Origin of the sequence: Enterococcus sp. DIV1767, assembly GCF_050542585.1 — a bacterium.
Classification (GTDB): Bacteria; Bacillota; Bacilli; order Lactobacillales; family Enterococcaceae; genus Enterococcus_D; species Enterococcus_D innesii.
The window spans coordinates 2,881,326-2,899,509 of sequence record NZ_CP172936.1; the positions used below are offsets into that span (position 1 = coordinate 2,881,326).

Sequence of the window (18,184 nt, forward strand, 5' to 3'; positions counted from 1 at the left end):
TATCCCCCTATTTCTATCCCCTAGTTTTTCCTCCCGCTACATTTGTTGTCACTCCTGTAATATAACTGGATCGGTCAGACAGGTAATAGCAGACCAAGTCAGCTACTTCTGTCAATTTGCCACTCCGACCTAGAGGAATTGTACTCGTTTTTGTGTATCCTTCTCGCAGTTTTTTAACTGTCGTCCCTCTTGTGTAAGCCAATGCCTCCTCATAGGCAGGCGTTCTCAAACCTGTTTCTTCCATGATACCGGGTGCAATCCCCACCACTCGAACATTTGATTTTCCTAATTCTTTTGCCCATGATCTTGTATAGCTATTGAGTGCCGCTTTGGTAGCAGCATATGCACTTTGCCCTTCAGATCCTTCAAGCCCTGATTCTGATGACATATTGATGATGACTCCAGATTTTTTATTGACCAATTCTCGGGCTACTGTTTGCGTCATTAGGAAAACGCCCTTTTGATTGATTGCACTCATCTTGTCAAAAATAGGATCTGATAATTCATATTTCCCATGAGGGTCTTTCTTATCTACTAAAAGACGTGGAATATTGATCCCTGCATTGTTCACTAAACCATCGACAGTTCCAAACCGCTCAATGACCTTTTCTACACCTGACTCCACCTCTTCCCTTATTGAAATATCCGTTTCAACAAACAACAAATTGTCATGTTGTTGCGTAGCTTCTGTAAGGTCAAAGTTTGCCACATTCACCCCTTGCTCTAATAAACTTTCAACAATCCTCTTTCCGATTCCTGAAGAACCCCCTGTTACGATCACGGTTTTTCCAGCTATATTTAACCAGTCTTTCATACGTTCCCTCCTACAATTTGATTACGCTTTCAGTATAAGCGTTGACCAATAATAATTAAGACAGGATTTTTTCAAAGATCTGGAAAAAAAGTGTACGAATTCACTGAATAATCTTCAGACCGTTTGCCTTATAAAACAATGCAATTTTATTTTGCAGCCGAAAGAATCATGTTGAAGCGAGTTCTATTCTATCCTATCTTCTCCTTAGATGGAGTCATCCGCTCTTTTTTTAAAGGACGGTTTGTGAAGACGACTTAATTAATTGCTCTCGATTTTTCCACAACAAAGCCACTCCAATAACAAGCAGTCAAAGAAAGAAAAACTCCTACCTTTTTCTTCCACAAAAAAAGCTTAGGAAAATTCCCTAAGCTAATTGAAACGATTGAAATTAGAGTGTATTAAAAGGCGGAGATTGGTTAGTACGCTCCTTAAGAATGACCCAAATCGTTGACTTTTTCAAATAAAGACTTCGGCGAAAGTCAATCTCAGATATCCGTTTAACCGTCTGGAAGCCAGCATATGTTGACACCTTATTTCCCCAAGTTCAGATATTCCCATTGAAAGAAATCATTCAGTTGTTGCCTGACAAGAAGAAGCTGTTTCCATTAGCACTTCATTCAATGTTTCGATGTTTTTTCTACCGTCTGTTTGCATCCATTGTCTTGCAGCAGCTTCTCCTTTAGTGGCAAATACCTTAACACCATCTGCCCAAGTTGCTCGCCCGCATAATACACCATTGAAGGTTGAACCAGCTGCTTTGGCAAAGCGGAGAGTTTCTTGAAAAAGCTCCGCACTGACGCCCCCGCTAAGAAAAATAAATGGACAAGCAGCCATCTGGCTTTGTTCTTTAAAGAATGCTGCAGCCTCTTTTTGTGTATAGACAACCTCATTCCCGAACCCTTCAACAAACTTCATATTGACAGGAACTTCTACTTTCAAAACAGCCACGTTATAGCGCGGCTCTGCAAAAACCTTCATCATTTGATTGACTTTATGTGGTTTGACCGTTGCGTATTCTTTCGATGTGTTATCCGAAATGGTCGCATCATAGGAGACTAGCTCTAAGAAAAAGGGCAGCCCTTCCGCCAGACATTCAGAACCGATTCGTTCTATATAAGCTTTCTTTTGATCGTTGATCGCATCGCTTTCGTCTAAATCATAGTAGAGTAAAAACTTACAGGCATCTGCTCCTGCCTCTTTGAGCTTCTTGACTGACCAATAATTTAACGAGTCTGGGAGTCTCCCTGGCGTCGTTGCGTCATACCCCGTTTTTTCATAAGCCATCAAAAGACCAGTTTGCTGAGCGCGTTGTTTTGCTGCCGGAAGTCCGTATTCTGGATCCAATAAAATAGCCGATGCATAGGGTGTTAGTTCTTCAGAGACGATGGTTTTAAATTGCTCGATAGCTACATCCGACACTTCTTTTTTATATTGACTTAGCATCCGCTTTAATGCGCCTCTTTGATCGATCGCTAATGCACTGATGATTCCTTTTGAATTACAAAGTTTTGTTACTGCTATCGGTTGCTTCATTGTCGTAGTCATTTTTTCAATTCCCTTCTAGATACTGATTCATTACTTGTAGTAAAGCTGTTTTAGAAGTAGTTGCTTGGATCGCTTTTTTAAAATCTTCTTTCATCAACATCCTTGCCACTTGAGATAAAATCGTAAGGTGGGTACTCCCAGCTTCATTCTCTGGTATAAACATAGCGATGATCGTATGGATTTTTTGTCCGTCTAAACTGTCCCAATCGATTGCTTCTCTAAGTTTGATTACACTAATAAATGGTCGTCTAATAACGCTGCTCTTCGCATGAGGAATGGCAAAACCATCCATCATGCCTGTAGAGCCTTGTTCTTCTCGAAGGATAAATGCTGCTTCCACTTCTGAAGCATCCGTAGCATCGTCTTGTCTCCGACTTTCTTTTGCTAGAAATGATAGAGCTTCTGCTTTATTTTTTAAGAGGGAATCGACAAAAATATATTCTTCCGTAATCATGCTTTCACGTCCATTCTCTGTTTGGCAACTTTTCTTTTTTGAACCAATCCTAGCAACAAACCACCTGCGATTGATCCTGCCAAAATCGCACTTACCCATAAAAGACCATGAGTAACAACGGGTAATACCAGAAAGCCACCATGAGGTGCAGGCACTTGCACTTTGAAGAGATAGGTCAGTACAGCAGCAATCGAAGAACCAAGCATCATGATCGGTAACACTCTCAGCGGGTCTTTCGCCGCAAAAGGAATCGCTCCTTCTGTAATATGTGTTGAGCCTAAGATAAAATTGACTAATCCAGCATTTTTTTCATTTGCATCAAAATACTTCCCAAAGAATAAAACGGCAAAACCTGTGATCAATGGTGGGGCAATGCACGCTGCCGAAACTCCTGCCATGAAACTAGTATTTCCTTGTGCCAATAAAGCAGTACCTGTTACATAAGCTGCTTTATTGATTGGTCCTCCCATATCGAATGCACACATACAGCCAACAATAATTCCTAATACAAAGGGACTAGAGTTTTCGAAACCAGCTAAGAAGGACATCATTGCTTCGTTGATCGTTGCCATTGGCCCTGACACAAAGTCCATAATCAATCCTGTAATCAAGACTCCTAAAACGGGATAAAGAAAAATTGCTTTCAAACCATCTAATGATTTAGGTAAAAGAACCAATGCCTTCATCAGCCCTAGCACGACATATCCGGCTAAGAAACCTGAAACGATCCCACCTAAAAAGCCAGTGCCGCCGTCTGCCGCGATCAAGCCCCCAACAAACCCAACCACTAGTCCTGGTCGTTTCGCGATACTCTCCGCAATAAATGCTGATAGGATCGGGACCATCATACTCATAGCAAAACCACCGATTCCATTGAGTCGCGCAGCAAATTCGTTGTACTGAGCGTTAGTTGGATCAGCCGAATAAATCCCCCAAAGAAATGAAATAGCAATCAAGACTCCCCCACTGACCACAAACGGTAACATATGGGAGACACCATTCATTAAGTTTTTGTAGATCGTATGTCCAATCCCGCTGACGGCTACTTCTTCTTTATTGGTCGGAACAGATTGCTTCGGCTGTTTGATTTTCCCTGCACCCTCTAAGGCATCAGCGATCAATTGATCCGCATTGCGAATGCCCGAAGCTACCGGGACATCAATGATTTTTTTGCCTGCAAAACGTTCGGCTTGAACATCTTTATCAGCCGCGATAATGACTGCGTCGGCAGCTTCGATCTCTTCAGCAGTCAACGCATTTTCAATCCCAATCTGTCCATGAGTCTCTACTTTGATCGAAATGCCTCGCTTCTTAGCGGCTTGCTCTAATGCTTCTTGTGCCATATACGTATGCGCGATCCCCGTCGGACATCCCGTCGCAGCTACTATCTGAAATTTTGTCATTTATGGACTTCCTTTCTATGAACATGTATTTGCGCTTCCAATTCAGGGATATCTAAAAAGTCAGTCAATCCCTTTTTAAAAGCAGTTGAACTTCCCGCAGCAATACTTCTTTTCAATGTATGAAAAACCGCCTCCTTGCGAACCATCCCAGCAATAAAGGTCCCTAATAAGCTATCTCCCGCACAGGCTGTATTTACCACTTTGCCTTTTGGGGCATTAGCGATCAGACAAGTTGCTTCATTTAAAAAAATCCCCCCCTCACTTCCTAAAGACAGCAACACATTTTGCGCTCCTTCTGCAATTAACATTTGACCGTATTTCTGATAATCTTCGGGTGCGATCGTGGCGACATCAAACAGTGTCGCTAACTCCTCTTCATTTGGTTTGATTAAGTAAGGACGATACTGCAAACATTCCCGAACTTCCTTATAACTAGTATCAATAATCAGCTTGACTTCTCGTTCCTGACAGATTTTACTGATCTCAATCAAAACCGTCGGCTGAACACCTTTTGGCAAACTCCCAGAAACACAGAGAAAATCACCTGGAACAAGAGTCTTGATTTTTGCTAACAATCGTTCCACATTTTCTGGACTGATCGCTGGTCCTTGATTGACCAATTTATATTCTTTGTTTTCTTCGTTGACTTGTGTAAAGACATTGATCCTGGTCATTCCATTAACCGCTACAAAATCGTTCTTGATGTGCTTTTCGCTTAAAAAATCTTCAATATATTTTCCTGTAAAGCCACCGCTAAATCCTAAAGCAGTGCTGGGAATACCTAGCATTTTCAAAATAAGAGAAACGTTCACCCCTTTGCCATTGGCTTGGATCTCATCATCTAGTGTACGATTGACAACTTGAGGCAAAAGCTGTTCTGTTTCAATAAATAAGTCAATCGCTAAATTCATCGTGCATGTGTAAATCGTTCCCATAATTGTTCCTCCTTGCTGTACCTTAAGTATGCACTGTTTCTGAATGTACATGTTTTCTAAAACGATCCATTCTGTTGAAAACATTTTCAATCTTGTTTGATTCCATTTGATTTTCAGATACAATCACACTAAAATAGCGATAAGAGGTGGCAAGATGGACAACAAATTAAGTGAAGCAGAACTATTTTTATGGAATTACATTACGCAAAACCTTTCAGAAATTCCGAGCCTTTCGATTATCAAACTAAGTGAACTGGCAAATGTTTCAACGACAACGATCGTCCGAACCATGAAGAAAAAGGGCTATGAGGGCTACACCTCTTTTAAACATCATTTAAAAGAGCAATCGAATATAACCTTGAATTTTTCAAACGTGGAAATGGTGGATGAAGAGATCCGTCGCTCCATTATTAAAAATGAACAAGAAGTCATTCGTACCTTAAATATGCTGGATACGGGCACTATTGAAGATGCGATCCAAAAAATATACAACGCGAAACGAATCGTTATTTTTGCACGGGGCTTTTCAGAATTGATTGGGGAAGAAATGAAGACAAAATTTCAACTGGTGGATAAATATTGTGAGTTGTACACTGATCCCAATATTATCACTACGATCAGTAAGCGTTTGCATAAAGAAGATACTGTGATTTTTGTTTCATTAAATGGGGAAACCGAAGAATTAGTCATCGCGGCTCAAAATTGTTACGATAAAGAAATCGGATCGCTTTTGATCACCGCCTCAAAAGAAAGCCGCTTGCTGGAATTAGTCGAGCTTTCTTTGATTGGCTTCAAATCAGAAATTTCCTTTTTCCCTGATTATGAAGTCCGCTCACGACTGCCCTTATCGGTCATTGCTCGAATCTTGTTGGATTCTTATGCGATTCGTATCAAGAAAAAATAAGCAGACTCACTCGAAATCAATAAAAAAAGTCTTTTCGCCCTCATAGTGTTTCTTCTATGAGTGAGCGAAAAGACTTTTTTGCTGAATGATTTGGATGCAGTCTCTTGATATCGCTACTGACTGCTAGCGATTTTACGAGTTATTACTTTCGCAGAAGTGTTATTCTGCTGCTAAAATATCTTCCTTAGCATGGATCATTTGAGTCAAAAAGTCGCAATAAGGCGTTGGCACTTGGTACTTGCGGCCTTTTCGTGAGATTGCGCCATTGATATAATCGATTTCGGTTTTACGATGATTATTGATCAAATCTTGATACATGGATGGATAGTGCATTCCGATGCCTTCTGGATCATAGGTTTCTTCAATATGGTGGACTACTTCGGATACATCCAGTTCAACAGATTCATGAGCAGCAACTGCCGCAAATTCTTCCACGATCGTTTGGACCATCGCACGCGCCGCTGAGGTTTGACCGAATTGGGCAATATTCACATTTAAAATCGAACACAAGCCATTTAGGGTGCCGTTGACACAGGCTTTGCGATAGATGGAGTAACGGATGTTCTCAGAATAAGACGCATTCAACCCAGCATCAGCCAAGACTGCCGCCAATTGACGGGCATCTTCTTCTTTCCCCGGTTCGATATTTTGCAGTTCTACAGAACCATCCCCAAACAAGCGAACGTTACCAGGACCAATCAAGTCCGCCGTCCAAATGGTATTTCCTAAAAAGATTTTATCCGTGCTGACATATTTTTCAATCGTGTCCTCATGACCGATCCCGTTTAATAAGCATAAGACTTTCGTTTGCTCTCCGATCATCGGTTTGATCGTTTGCATCATTTGATCCAGTTGCATCGCTTTAGTAAAGACCAGGATCAAGTCTGCTTGTACAGTCGTTGGGATCTCATTTTGCGAATAGATCGAAAAAGGGACTGCGATCTCTTCACCGTTTAAGTTCGCTCGTAATCCGTGTTCACGGATCGCTTCGATATGCGCAGGCCAGCCGTCGATTAACGTGACGTCATTTCCGCCTCTTTTTAGCATAATAGCAAAACGGCTGCCCATAGCACCTGCACCAGCAATAACAATTTTCATCTGAATTCCTCTTTCCTCTTCCACAATTAGGTATAGTTTACTCTAAAATCGTGAAATATGCGAGAGCCTTGCGTTTTTTCTCGATAGGAAAGAAAAAAGAACAATTGGAATAGTTAGATTTTTCAGATAATTAAAAAACAATCGTTTCCAATTCTGTCCATTCAAAAAAGCCGCACGGAAGGTGGAAAAACTGACTGAGCTAAGCCAGTTTTCGGACTCACGCGCGACTTTTTTAATCATTCATTTCCTGTGAAACAGTTGTCGGTTTAGGCAGTGACTGTTTCATTTTTTGTTGCAAAGTTTTTTAACCGTTCAGCTTTTTCTGTTTCTGTGATCCCATGTTGCTCCACATAACGGTTGTGTTCGTGGATGGCACAATCATAGCTGCAGGCACCTAAATGGGCAGCCTGATTTTCCTCAGAAGTTAAGAATTGGCGATTGCATTCTGGGTTGGCACAGTTTACATAGCGCTCGCAAGGTGTCCCATCAAACCAGTCGCGGCCGATGACTTTTTTATCTACATGATTGATTTCCACACTGATGCGTTCATCAAAGACGTACATTTTCCCATCCCAAAGCTCGCCTTGAACTTCTGGGTCATTCCCATAAGCAAAGATACCGCCATGGAGTTGGGCCACATCTTCAAAGCCTTCTCGCAGCAACCAGCCTGAGAATTTTTCACAACGGATACCACCAGTACAATAAGTAACGACTTTTTTATCCATGAATTTTTCTTTATTATCGATGATCCATTGCGGCAACTCACGGAAGCTGCGGATATCGGGACGAACGGCTCCTCGGAAATGGCCTAAATCATATTCATAATCGTTACGGGCATCGATCACCACGGTATCTTCATCTAACAACGCTTCTTTGAACGCTTTAGGATCTAAATATTTTCCAGTCATTTCTAATGGATCGATGTCGTCTTCAAGGTTCAATGAAACCAATTCTTTACGCGGACGAACGAATAGCTTTTTAAACGCATGTTCTTCTACTTCGTCAATCTTATAAAAAATCCCTTTAAAACGGGGATCAGCTTCCATTTTTTCCATATAGCGATCCGTTGCTTCAACCGTTCCAGAAAGTGTGCCATTGATCCCTTCATTGGCTACTAAAATACGGCCCTTGATGCCAATTTCTTTTCCAAATGCTAAATGCTCCTTGGCGAAGCTTTCCGGATCTTCAATTGTTGTATATTTATAAAATAATAAAACGCGGTATGTCAAACCAATTCCTCCTTTTTTTGCACCCTACAGTATAGGTTATCACGTGACAAAAAACGAGTTTTATGCTTGTACCTTTTCACACAATCTTTTTCCTTGCGCAAACAGTGTCATGGATTGGTTTGATTGAGCTCTGCCACGAAAAAAGCTGTGACTTGATCCATCGTTTCTCCACGTACCAGATGGCGTTCTTCTCGCGAGATAAACTGCAAATTTGCTTCTGGATTTTCTGCCACAAAGGCTTCCACATCACCATAAGGAATTTTCTCGTCTTGGGTACCATGCCAAAACAAAAGGGGACGCTGTCCTAATTTCTCTGGTTGAGAAGACAGGTCGTAAGCATCCATCCAGCTTAAAAGCTGACCATAATCCTCGGGTACAAAGAACCCAGCAGCGCCAGCGTGCATTTGGATGCGGTCACGGTATTTCAACATGGAAGGAGAACCCATGATACAAGCTGCCGCTGTGATTTCTGGATGCTGGCACAATAAACCGCACGTGGTCATCCCTCCCATGGAGACTCCGCCAACTGCGATTTGACCGTTGACCAAACCAAGGTTTTCAAAAAAATCGACTAAGTAAGAAAACTCAAATAGATTGGTTTGGATACTTTGCCAAAAAGTTAAAGAAGGAATCTCCGATAGCTGGGTCTTGCGCTCCCCATGATTGGCTGCATCTGGCAAGACCACCCGAAAACCTTCTCTAGCCAACTTTCTGCCTTGTGTCAACACTAATTCTTTACTCGTCTGCCAGCCATGATAGTAAATAATCAATGGCAGCGGCTCATAAATCATTTCTTCTGGTACGACTTCTAAGACCGGAATATTTCCAATTTTTCTTTTTCGAACAGCTAATTTCATTCTTTTCCACCTCAGCTTAAGTATACAAAAAGTCGCCAAAAGCGCCACTGATACGCTGTAAAAAAAGATCATACCCGAAGAGTATGATCCCTTTTTCGTTTATGAATGTAAGACCGCTTCTCGAGCCAATGCCAAACAACCGAGGGTTCCAGCGTTGTCTTCCAATGCTGGGGTCACGATATATTTGCTTAACTCAGGTGTTTCGACATACCCATTGACCAATTTTGCAAATGCGTCGTGGACGTTTTGCAGCATATGGCGTTGTTTCATCACACCACCGCCAAAAATGATCACATCTGGAGAAAACATCAAGGTTGTATTGTAGGCACATTGAGCAATATAGGAGGCTTCGATTTCCCAATAAGGATCATCTTCTGCAACCTCTTGACCTTTTTTCCCTAAGCGTTTTTCGATGGCGGGTCCAGCGGCCATCCCTTCTAAACAGTTGCCATGAAATGGACAGCTGCCAGCAAAGTCATCTTTTGGATGAGGGACGACCAGCATATGCCCCATTTCTGGATGACTAAACCCTTCGATAAAGCGCCCTTCTTGTAAGGCACCGCCGCCAACACCTGTACCGATCGTATAGTAAACGACACTGCTCAATCCTTTGCCACTACCGAAGACATACTCACCGTAGGCAGCCGCATTGACATCTGTTGTCCAAGAAATCGGGATCGGAAATTCTTTTTTCATGGTACCGATGAAATCAAAATTTTGCCATGCCAATTTCGGGGTCGAGGTAATGTACCCATAAGTGGCAGAATCGCGATGGATATCGATAGGCCCAAATGAGCCAATCCCAATCCCTGCTAAATCTGCTTGGTATTGTTTGAAGAAACCAATGACTAAAGGCATTGTTTCCTCAGGTGTCGTTGTCGGAAAGCTCACTCTTTCCTTGATCGTCATTTCTTCATCGCCAATGGCGCACACAAATTTTGTGCCGCCTGCTTCAATCGAACCATATAACATGCACATCGCTCCTTTTTTTCTAACTACTTGCTGAACTTGACGCTGCGGCATCATCTGCTTTGACGCGATCGATGGCTACCACTAATGCAATGATCAGGTCATCTAGATCTTCTTCATAGATCACAACTTCATAGGTATCGCCCCAAGAGATCCATTTTTTGTGGATCTCTGCGATCCGTTTGCCGTTGCGGTTGACCACAAAATCCATATCCCACCAATTGCCGTCCACATCGATGCCTTCTGCACTGATGGAATAGCGGGCTTTAAAAAATGTGAAATGTTTTTCTAAAACGATCGCTTCTTGGCCGTGGACTTCCACAAAAAATTTCGGTAATAAACTGAACACTTTTTTGGTGATCTCCGCGATCGGTCGCTGCTTCTCATTGAAGATCGTAAAACTTTTCGGGATCTTAAAAAAACTGCCTTCGACATAATAGCGAGGGTTTTGTAAATCATCAGTGACGGTAAATTTTTCACCGATGCTGAAAACCTTCTGTTTGATGTAAAGTTTCTTCAAATGCTACACTCCTTTCTCTTTGACATCGCCCGTATTGATCACCGGCTGCGTGCCTTTATCGGTAATGATCGACACCAATAAATTATTGATCAATTGGACTTTGCGGTCATCTGTGAAATTGATGTCCTGCCCGTCTTCGATTTGTTCTAACGCCATTTGTGTCATGGAGACGGCCCCTTCAACAATGATTTGTCGTGCAGATAAAATCGCTTTGGCTTGTTGGCGCTGCAGCATCGCACTAGCGATCTCAGTCGCATACGCCAAATGGTTTAAGCGAGTCTCCAAGACTTCGACCCCGGCAACAGCCAATCGTTCTTGCAATTCTTTTGCCAGTTCTTCTGAAACTTCATTGGTATTGCCTCGCAACGTCAGATCATCGTCATTGAACGTGTCATACGGGTATTGCGTCGCAATATGACGAATCGCTGTTTCACTTTGGATCTCAATGAAATCTTGGTAATAATCGACATCAAACAATGCTTTAGCGGTATCTACGACTTTAAAAACCACCACCGCCGAGATCTCGATCGGGTTTCCGTCTGAATCATTGACCTTCAACAGCGAACTGTTAAAGTTGCGGACTTTCAATGAAACATTGATTTTTTGGGTTAAGGGGGTTGTCACGAACAAGCCGTTGTCTTTAATGGTCCCTAAATACTGCCCAAAAAAGAGGATCGCTTTGGCTTGGTTGGGCTGTACGATCGTTAACGAACTAAGGAAAAGAAACGAAACGATCCATAAGAGAATGCTGAGAACGATTTCGAGAACGCTCTCATTTACGAACCCATGATAAAACAAATAACCACCGCCAACTAATAACCCGATCAGCACAACCAGTGCTAAATACCCATTCACATGAAATGTCTGTTTTTCTGTCATTTTTATTCCTTCCCTTCTTGCTCTTATCTTACCTTGGTTAAAGCCGCGGTGCAAATGTTCTTGCGCATATCAGGAACGATTCCCAATCAAGCTATTTTGTTTTCTGCAACTTTCCCGTTACAATTAAGGTAGGACAAAATTTTTCTCAAAAAAGGGGTAATTCTTATGGCACAAAAAATTGACTTAGAAACGAGTAAATGGTCGTTGGAATCGATCATTAAAACGGTCGGCACCGATCTTTCCTCTGTTGTAGAGGTACAAAACAAAGATGGCATTGACGTTGTAGTGATCTCGAAAGACGAGTGGCAACATCTTTTGGAATTACTCGATGCACGTCATGCAGAAGGCTATCGGTTGGAACAAGAGCTTCCTGAAGAAATTTTAGTTGACGTTGCCGATACCGACAACCAATACACCGAAGAAGGCGAGTTAGAAATGGAGCTGCCTGAGCGTGTGCATCCAGCACCCGATTTCGAACTCGATTCAGAAGAAATCGTTGAAAGTGATGACGTACTAGATTAAACAAAAAAGCAAAACGGCCACGGGCACGTTTTGCTTTTTTTATATCTCTTTTTCCTGCTTTTTGGTAATGACTGCTTGCAATCGTTCGATGGCAGGCTGCAATTCTTGTAGCGCCTCTTCTTCGGGTTCTAACTCTGCGCACCGTTGCAGTCGCTCTAACCACATCTCTGGTTCTTTGACGCCCAACTGGCCAATTGCCCAATAAGCCGTTCCTCGAATCACTGGGCGCACGTCTTCTGTCGCACAGCGCCAAATCGCTGGCAAGGCACTGCGGTCTCCCACATTGGCTAAGGCGATGATGGCATTACGCTGCAGCGGTTTTTTCCCCCGCCAAGAGCCAGATAGATGGCCAAATTGTTCTTTGAAGGCTTTGTTTGATAAAGACAGCATCGGTTGCAGTTTTGGATAAACGGTATCGACTTCAGGCTCCATCTCTTGATGAAAATGGAAGTCTTTCCCCCGATTATAAGGGCAGACCAGCTGACAAATATCGCAACCGTAAATCACGTTATGCATCTTTTTGCGGTACTCTTCTGGCATCATGCCCTTCGTCTGGGTTTGATAGGACAAACAGCGCTGGGCATTCATCCGACCATCGCCCAATAACGCTTTGGTGGGGCAAGCCGTAACACAACGCATGCAATCCCCACAACCAAACGGGACCTCTTCATCCGGTTCAAGAGAGATATTAGTGACGATCTCCCCGAGATAAACAAACGAACCAAATTCCTCTGTGATCAGCAAGCCATTACGACCGATAAAGCCAAGACCCGCCCGCTGCGCTGCCGCCACATCCACCAATTCCCCTGTATCGACTTGCGGTGCGAAACGCCATTCGACTTGTTCTTCCATCGTTTGTGCTTGTTCTTTGATAAAGGCGATCAAGCGATCCAACCGTTCTCGCAAAATATCATGGTAATCGATGCCCCACGAAGCCCGGGCAAACATGCCACGCTTTTCATCCCGGGGGACTTTCTCTTTGATTTTTGTCGGATAAGCTAAAGCGATCGCAATGATCGTTTGCGGATTTTCAAATGTCCGTTCAGGATAGATCCGCTCTTCGATCACGGGATGCTCAAAACCAGAGGTATGGCCTTTGGCTTTTTGTTCCCGCAAGGAAGGCTCCAATGCCAAAAACGGCTCCGCTGAAGCAAACCCGATCTTGTCGATGCCAAGCCGCTTGCTTTCTGCAATAATTTTTTCTTTTAAAGACATGCTCGCTACCCTCTTTTGTCCGCTAAGCATCTGCTTCTCGGCTTTTTCTCTTCCCCTATTATACGTAAGCACTTGAAAAAAGTCGATGGTGCGGTTTGTTCCCCCGTTTTTTTCTTTCTTTAAAAGAACACGTGTTGATTGTTTAAGATTTTAATTAATTTTATCGTTATTTTCCTCGCAACGATTGCATTGCCTTTTTCGAATGCTAGACTAGATAAAGGAATCAGAAAGAAATGAACAAATGAAATGGAGATGCTTATGACTCAATTACCCACCGGCTTGACTGCAGCAGAAGTCGCCAAGAAAACCCAAGAGGGGTTGCACAATGATTATGAAACAAAAACCAGTAAATCAACTGCTGCGATCATCAAAGACAATTTACTGACATTATTCAATTTTCTCAATCTATTGATTGGCGTTTTTTTATTTGCCGTAGGCGCCTATTCCAACATGTTCTACTTAGCGATTATTTTTGTGAATATCACCATTGGGATCAGCCAAGAATTGCACGCGCGTAATTTAGTAAAAAAACTCTCACTTGTTTCACCGCAAACGGTACGAGTGATTCGAGATGCCCAAATCCATGAGATTTCAGCCAAAGAATTGGTCTTAGAGGACGTAGTTATTCTTGGTGCTGGGGACCAAATCCCCGCTGATATGACGGTGCTTTCTGGACTAGTCGAAGTCAATGAAGCGATGCTGACTGGTGAAGCCGATCTGGTTGTCAAAGAAGCAGGTGCTTCCTTACTCTCAGGAAGTTTCATCGTCAGCGGTGAAGTGACAGGAAAAGTCATTCATGTCGGTGCAGAAAACTACGCAGCGAAACTAAGCAATGAGGCGAAGGTCCACAAACCGATCCGCTCTGAGCTGCTTGCTTCGATCCGTAGTGTATCCAAATTCACCAGCTATGTGATCGTTCCTTTAGGGGTGATTTTGTTCTTCCAAGCCTTTATGATGCGAGATGCTGGGATCAAGGAATCCGTCGTCGTTTCTGCCGCTGCCTTATTAGGAATGTTACCAAAAGGACTTGTCCTGCTGATCAGTATCGCCTTGACGACAGGTGTCATTAAATTGGCCAAAAAACGGATTTTGGTCCAAGACATGTATGCCGTTGAAACCTTAGCGCATGTCGATACCCTTTGTCTGGATAAGACGGGGACGTTGACGGAAGGCCATATGGTTCTCGAATCGATCGTTCCTCTCCAAGTCGACAGCGACCCTAACATGCTCTTAGGGAATTATTTGGCAGCCAGCACAGATAACAATTTGACGATGCAAGCATTGCGTCAAGGCTGCCCTGAGCTAACGGATCATCAGCCGATCGAAGTCGCTGCCTTTTCTTCACAGCGCAAATGGGGTGCTGTAGCTTTTGAACATCTAGGAAATGTCTATCTTGGCGCACCTGAAAAAGTCGCTGGCTCTGCTGCCTTGCCGCAAGTCAAAGAAGCGCAAGAAGCAGGTCTGCGGGTGTTGATTTTAGCTGTAGAGACCGATCCAAAAGCGCCAGCATCCTTTGACCCAAGCAATGCACAAGCGGTGGCAGTCTTGATTTTATCTGATATCATCCGCCAAAACGCTGAAGAAACCTTGGCTTACTTAGCCGATCAAGGCATCGATCTAAAGGTGATCTCTGGCGATAATCCAATAGCTGTCGCAGCGATCGCCCATCGTGCAGGTCTTGCGAATGCCGATCAAGCCATCGATCTTTCTACCTTAACGACCGAAGCAGAAGTCCGAGAAGCTGCGACACGCTATACGGTCTTTGGTCGTGTGACCCCTGAACAAAAGAAACTGCTTGTCCAAGAATTAAAAGCCAATCAACGGACCGTTGCTATGACGGGCGATGGCGTCAATGACGTGTTGGCGCTGCGGGAAGCCGATGTTAGTATTGCGATGGCTGCTGGCGACAGTGCGGCTCGTCAAATCGCTAACTTTGTCTTATTGGATTCTGACTTTACTACGTTGCCAGATGTTTTATTTGAAGGACGCCGCGTCGTCAATAACGTCACCAAAGCGTCGGGGATCTTCTTTATCAAGACGATTTACAGCTTCTTGCTCTCTTTGGTTTGTATCCTGACATCCAGCGCCTTTCCGTTCTTGCCAATCCAAATCACATTGATCGACTTAGCAATTGAAGGCTATCCTTCTTTCTTCCTTTCCTTTGAAGAAAACAAAGCACCGATCAAGGGGCGCTACTTGCCGACGGTCTTGCTCAATGCGTTGCCAAACGCCCTGTTGGTGTTAGTCAATTACTTTGCGATCCGCTTTTTACAAACCGACTACGGTTGGTCGCAATTTGATACGACGACCTTGTTGTACTATTTGTTGATCGGGATCAGTTGTATCGCTGTGATTCGCGCTTGCTTGCCATTAAATCCATTGCGATTGTTCTTAGCGATTACCACTACCGTGGGGATCTATGTCGCAGCAATGCTTTTCCACGGATTGCTGGAAGTCGGTTTCTTGACCGCCGTAACATTGCCTTACTTCCTTGGCATGATGGCATTGAACATCTGCCTGTACGTGGGGCTTTCTTTCCTAACGAAGCGCTTTTCAGCCAAAGTGCTCGTTAAACAATCCTAATTGATTTTGCAGCATCGCTCTTTCTTGCTTTGTCCAGAAAGACGATGCTGTTTTTTTGTCCTCTCCATAGGTGCAACCATACAAGAAGAAAGAAATTTGGTATACTGAACCTGTAGGCGGTTTCAACAAGGACGGTGTTTCTTTGGAAAAGGCAGCCCCCTTGTCAAACAGCCAAATTTAATCAGAAAGTGTTGGTGAAATTGGATGAAAAAAAGTATTTTACTCGTTTCTCACAGTCAGCAACTCACCGAAGGATTAAAACAGATGATCGAAGAAATGGCTGACGGCGAGTCAGTCACGATCTATTCTTTAGGCGGGACAGCAGAAGGAGAGCTGGGTTCTGACGCCACGAAAATCGTGGATGCCGTCAACGAATCCGCAGACGCTGAACTGATCTTAGTCTTTGCCGATCTAGGCAGTGCCGTTTTGAATGCCGAACTTGCATACGACATGCTGGAACCTCAGCAACAAGAACGCTATCACCTGATCGACGCGCCGCTGGTGGAAGGTGCCTTTGCTGCAGCGATCACCGCTGGTTTCAGTGATGATTTGGCACAAATCGTTGCAGAAGCAAAAAAAGCAGCCGAGAAAGGATGGCATGAAGCATGAAAAAAATCATTAATGATCCCTCAATGATCGTAGAAGAAATGTTGGCTGGTATCGTAGGCAGTTATCCTGAACTGGTCCATCAAGTCGCCGACTCACGGGTGATCGCTAAGAATAATCAAAAAGAACAAGTCGGTCTTGTTTCTGGTGGTGGGAGCGGACATGAGCCGGCCCATGCTGGCTTTGTCGGTGATGGGATGCTTAGCGCCGCCGTTTTAGGCGATGTCTTCACCTCCCCGACCCCCGACCAGATTTTGACGGCTATCCAAGATTCTGATCAAGGACAAGGCGTCTTGCTGATCGTCAAAAACTATACTGGCGATATCTTGAACTTTGAGATGGCCAAAGATATGGCAGAAATGGAAGAGATCACGACGGAGATCGTGGTCGTGGATGATGATATCGCTGTTGAAAATAGCACCTATACTGCTGGCAAACGAGGAGTTGCCGGTACGGTCTTAGTCCACAAGATTTTAGGCGCAGCTGCTCGTAATGGTGCCAGCTTAAGCGAATTAAAAACACTGGGCGATGCCTTGGTTGCATCGATCAAAACCATCGGGGTCGCATTAAAAGCGGCAACAGTTCCTGAAGTTGGGAAACCAGGTTTTGACTTAGCCGATGATGAGATCGAGTATGGCGTGGGCATCCACGGCGAACCTGGTTACCGTCGTGAAAAACTGAAACCCTCACGTGAACTAGCACAAGAGTTGGTGGAAAAAATCTTAGCGGATTATGAAAAGACCCCAGAAAAAGTCGGTGTCTTGATCAACGGTATGGGTGGTACGCCGCAAATGGAGCTGTTCGTTTTTGCCAATGATGTCGCGAAATTACTCGCAGAAAAAGACATCCCTGTCTCCTTCCATAAAGTCGGCAATTTCATGACTTCCATCGATATGCAGGGACTTTCACTGACCTTGATCGACTTCAGCGAAACGGATCACACCGATGCGTTAAATGAAGCCGTCACAACAATAGCCTGGTAAAGGAGCGAATAGAGATGCAATTGACAACAGAAACGGTGCAAGCATGGTTAGATACCTTCACAAAAGAAATCGAAGCAAACAAAGCCTATTTGAGCGATTTAGATACACCGATCGGCGACGGGGACCATGGCAACAATATGGCACGCGGCGTAGCTGCTTATCAAGAAGCTTATGCCAAACAACAGCCAACGACGATCAGTGATACCTTTAAAGTCTTCTCGATGGCAATGATCTCAAAAGTCGGCGGCGCTTCGGGTCCCCTTTATGGTTCGGCGTTTATGAATATGACCAAAGCAACGAAGGAACTAGAAACGATCGACTCCTTTGAACAATTAGGTACGATCGTTGAAGAAGGCTTGGCGGGCATCAAAATGCGGGGAAAAGCTGAGTTTGAAGACAAAACGATGATCGATGTTTGGCAACCTGTCGCAGAAGCCTTGAAAAAAGGTGAATTGACCAAAGACACGATCGAAGCAGCGAAAGAACATACCAAAGAACTTGTTGCTAAAAAAGGCCGTGCCTCTTATGTTGGTGAACGTGCCATCGGTCATATCGATCCCGGATCAGCTTCTAGTGCGATTTTGTTTGACTCACTGTTAACGGTGATAGAAAAAGATTAAAAAACGATGCTCTTTCAAAGCACCGTTTAAGACAAAAGACAAACCTTA

At 43.7% G+C, this 18,184-nt stretch carries 18 protein-coding genes; 6 read left to right on the forward strand and 12 right to left on the reverse strand.

What is annotated here, in order from left to right; genetic code table 11:
• Positions 1–13: 13 nt before the first annotated feature.
• The 5 genes from IGI78_RS13585 to pfkB form a co-directional block, all read right to left on the reverse strand.
• Positions 14–814 (reverse strand): SDR family oxidoreductase, encoded by an 801-nt coding sequence (locus tag IGI78_RS13585; RefSeq protein WP_081119282.1) that lies wholly within the window; start codon positions 812–814, stop codon positions 14–16.
• Between the two features lie 567 nt (positions 815–1,381).
• Positions 1,382–2,359, reverse strand: coding sequence for a tagatose-bisphosphate aldolase (lacD, locus tag IGI78_RS13590; RefSeq protein ID WP_195266161.1), 978 nt, complete (start codon positions 2,357–2,359; stop codon positions 1,382–1,384).
• Between the two features lie 4 nt (positions 2,360–2,363).
• Positions 2,364–2,813, reverse strand: a complete 450-nt coding sequence (locus IGI78_RS13595; protein WP_195266162.1) for a PTS sugar transporter subunit IIA — start codon at positions 2,811–2,813, stop codon at positions 2,364–2,366.
• Positions 2,810–4,216, reverse strand: coding sequence for a PTS fructose transporter subunit IIC (locus IGI78_RS13600; protein ID WP_195266163.1), 1,407 nt, complete (start codon positions 4,214–4,216; stop codon positions 2,810–2,812). The genes IGI78_RS13595 and IGI78_RS13600 overlap by 4 nt, the downstream gene beginning before the upstream one ends.
• Positions 4,213–5,151 carry a 1-phosphofructokinase gene (gene pfkB, locus IGI78_RS13605; RefSeq protein ID WP_195266164.1) on the reverse strand — a complete coding sequence of 313 codons (939 nt, stop codon included), beginning with the start codon at positions 5,149–5,151 and terminating at the stop codon, positions 4,213–4,215. Before pfkB ends, IGI78_RS13600 begins: the two co-directional genes overlap by 4 nt.
• 154 nt (positions 5,152–5,305) lie before the next feature.
• On the opposite strand from pfkB, the gene IGI78_RS13610 reads away from it, so the two are divergent.
• Entirely contained in the window at positions 5,306–6,055 is a 750-nt protein-coding gene (locus IGI78_RS13610; protein ID WP_081119287.1) for a MurR/RpiR family transcriptional regulator, read from the forward strand.
• Positions 6,056–6,214: 159 nt separating this feature from the next.
• Here the strand turns inward: IGI78_RS13610 and IGI78_RS13615 are convergent, their stop codons facing one another.
• From IGI78_RS13615 to IGI78_RS13640, 6 genes are all read right to left on the reverse strand, one after another.
• Complete coding sequence (locus tag IGI78_RS13615; protein ID WP_195266165.1) at positions 6,215–7,153, reverse strand: 2-dehydropantoate 2-reductase; 939 nt, start codon at positions 7,151–7,153, stop codon at positions 6,215–6,217.
• 266 nt (positions 7,154–7,419) lie between these two features.
• Positions 7,420–8,382 carry a rhodanese-related sulfurtransferase gene (locus IGI78_RS13620; protein WP_005228186.1) on the reverse strand — a complete coding sequence of 321 codons (963 nt, stop codon included), beginning with the start codon at positions 8,380–8,382 and terminating at the stop codon, positions 7,420–7,422.
• Between the two features lie 107 nt (positions 8,383–8,489).
• Positions 8,490–9,239, reverse strand: coding sequence for an alpha/beta fold hydrolase (locus tag IGI78_RS13625; protein ID WP_010749998.1), 750 nt, complete (start codon positions 9,237–9,239; stop codon positions 8,490–8,492).
• Positions 9,240–9,338: 99 nt separating this feature from the next.
• Positions 9,339–10,211: a fructokinase ScrK gene (gene scrK, locus IGI78_RS13630; RefSeq protein WP_010749999.1), complete on the reverse strand. Its 873-nt coding sequence runs from the start codon at positions 10,209–10,211 to the stop codon at positions 9,339–9,341.
• A gap of 19 nt (positions 10,212–10,230) precedes the next feature.
• Positions 10,231–10,728, reverse strand: coding sequence for an LURP-one-related/scramblase family protein (locus IGI78_RS13635; RefSeq protein ID WP_195266166.1), 498 nt, complete (start codon positions 10,726–10,728; stop codon positions 10,231–10,233).
• Positions 10,729–10,731: 3 nt separating this feature from the next.
• Entirely contained in the window at positions 10,732–11,607 is an 876-nt protein-coding gene (locus tag IGI78_RS13640) for an SPFH domain-containing protein (protein ID WP_005228179.1), read from the reverse strand.
• Between the two features lie 165 nt (positions 11,608–11,772).
• Between IGI78_RS13640 and IGI78_RS13645 the strand changes: the two genes are divergently transcribed.
• Positions 11,773–12,129: a hypothetical protein gene (locus tag IGI78_RS13645; RefSeq protein WP_005228172.1), complete on the forward strand. Its 357-nt coding sequence runs from the start codon at positions 11,773–11,775 to the stop codon at positions 12,127–12,129.
• 39 nt (positions 12,130–12,168) lie between these two features.
• Here the strand turns inward: IGI78_RS13645 and queG are convergent, their stop codons facing one another.
• Positions 12,169–13,344, reverse strand: coding sequence for a tRNA epoxyqueuosine(34) reductase QueG (gene queG / locus IGI78_RS13650; RefSeq protein WP_195266167.1), 1,176 nt, complete (start codon positions 13,342–13,344; stop codon positions 12,169–12,171).
• Positions 13,345–13,602: 258 nt separating this feature from the next.
• Here queG and IGI78_RS13655 point away from each other — a divergent pair, with 258 nt between their 5' ends.
• From IGI78_RS13655 to dhaL, 4 genes are all read left to right on the forward strand, one after another.
• On the forward strand, positions 13,603–15,927 hold the full coding sequence (locus tag IGI78_RS13655) for an HAD-IC family P-type ATPase (protein WP_195266169.1): 2,325 nt from the start codon (positions 13,603–13,605) through the stop codon (positions 15,925–15,927).
• 204 nt (positions 15,928–16,131) lie between these two features.
• Positions 16,132–16,536, forward strand: a complete 405-nt coding sequence (gene dhaM / locus IGI78_RS13660) for a dihydroxyacetone kinase phosphoryl donor subunit DhaM (RefSeq protein WP_005228160.1) — start codon at positions 16,132–16,134, stop codon at positions 16,534–16,536.
• The gene (gene dhaK / locus IGI78_RS13665; RefSeq protein ID WP_010750002.1) at positions 16,533–17,516 is read left to right on the forward strand and encodes a dihydroxyacetone kinase subunit DhaK; all 984 of its coding nucleotides are present in this window, start codon (positions 16,533–16,535) and stop codon (positions 17,514–17,516) included. The genes dhaM and dhaK overlap by 4 nt, the downstream gene beginning before the upstream one ends.
• Positions 17,517–17,530: 14 nt before the next feature.
• Positions 17,531–18,136 (forward strand): dihydroxyacetone kinase subunit DhaL, encoded by a 606-nt coding sequence (gene dhaL / locus IGI78_RS13670; RefSeq protein WP_195266171.1) that lies wholly within the window; start codon positions 17,531–17,533, stop codon positions 18,134–18,136.
• Positions 18,137–18,184: the final 48 nt, after the last annotated feature.

Bases quoted from the DNA above. Each gene is read 5' to 3' on its own strand.
- IGI78_RS13585 (WP_081119282.1), bottom strand. From the start codon at position 814: ATGAAAGACTGGTTAAATATAGCTGGAAAAACCGTGATCGTAACAGGG.
- lacD (WP_195266161.1), bottom strand. From the start codon at position 2,359: ATGACTACGACAATGAAGCAACCGATAGCAGTAACAAAACTTTGTAAT.
- IGI78_RS13595 (WP_195266162.1), bottom strand. From the start codon at position 2,813: ATGATTACGGAAGAATATATTTTTGTCGATTCCCTCTTAAAAAATAAA.
- IGI78_RS13600 (WP_195266163.1), bottom strand. From the start codon at position 4,216: ATGACAAAATTTCAGATAGTAGCTGCGACGGGATGTCCGACGGGGATC.
- pfkB (WP_195266164.1), bottom strand. From the start codon at position 5,151: ATGGGAACGATTTACACATGCACGATGAATTTAGCGATTGACTTATTT.
- IGI78_RS13610 (WP_081119287.1), top strand. From the start codon at position 5,306: ATGGACAACAAATTAAGTGAAGCAGAACTATTTTTATGGAATTACATT.
- IGI78_RS13615 (WP_195266165.1), bottom strand. From the start codon at position 7,153: ATGAAAATTGTTATTGCTGGTGCAGGTGCTATGGGCAGCCGTTTTGCT.
- IGI78_RS13625 (WP_010749998.1), bottom strand. From the start codon at position 9,239: ATGAAATTAGCTGTTCGAAAAAGAAAAATTGGAAATATTCCGGTCTTA.
- scrK (WP_010749999.1), bottom strand. From the start codon at position 10,211: ATGTTATATGGTTCGATTGAAGCAGGCGGCACAAAATTTGTGTGCGCC.
- IGI78_RS13640 (WP_005228179.1), bottom strand. From the start codon at position 11,607: ATGACAGAAAAACAGACATTTCATGTGAATGGGTATTTAGCACTGGTT.
- IGI78_RS13645 (WP_005228172.1), top strand. From the start codon at position 11,773: ATGGCACAAAAAATTGACTTAGAAACGAGTAAATGGTCGTTGGAATCG.
- queG (WP_195266167.1), bottom strand. From the start codon at position 13,344: ATGTCTTTAAAAGAAAAAATTATTGCAGAAAGCAAGCGGCTTGGCATC.
- IGI78_RS13655 (WP_195266169.1), top strand. From the start codon at position 13,603: ATGACTCAATTACCCACCGGCTTGACTGCAGCAGAAGTCGCCAAGAAA.
- dhaM (WP_005228160.1), top strand. From the start codon at position 16,132: ATGAAAAAAAGTATTTTACTCGTTTCTCACAGTCAGCAACTCACCGAA.
- dhaK (WP_010750002.1), top strand. From the start codon at position 16,533: ATGAAAAAAATCATTAATGATCCCTCAATGATCGTAGAAGAAATGTTG.
- dhaL (WP_195266171.1), top strand. From the start codon at position 17,531: ATGCAATTGACAACAGAAACGGTGCAAGCATGGTTAGATACCTTCACA.